Consider the following 243-nt stretch of genomic DNA (forward strand, 5'->3'; position numbering starts at 1 on the left):
CCGGACGTTGTCACTGAACTGGCCTGGTGGGCAAACAATATTGGCGTGACGGGCGGCGCGTTTGACAGCTATCTGCTGCTACGTGGGTTGCGAACGCTGGTGCCGCGTATGGAGCTGGCGCAGCGCAACGCGCAGGCGATTGTGAAATACCTGCAAACCCAGCCGTTGGTGAAAAAACTGTATCACCCGTCGTTGCCGGAAAATCAGGGGCATGAAATTGCCGCGCGCCAGCAAAAAGGCTTT

1 protein-coding gene is annotated in these 243 nt (G+C 57.6%); it reads left to right on the top strand.

Annotation, left to right across the window (positions count from 1 at the left end; genetic code table 11):
* Nucleotides 1-243, top strand: a 243-nt coding sequence (locus tag SB822_RS60070; protein WP_410859507.1) for a PLP-dependent transferase, incomplete at both ends; no start/stop codon positions are given.

It is taken from the genome of Paraburkholderia sp. SIMBA_054, from assembly GCF_046534875.1.
GTDB classification, from domain to species: Bacteria; Pseudomonadota; Gammaproteobacteria; order Burkholderiales; family Burkholderiaceae; genus Paraburkholderia; species Paraburkholderia hospita.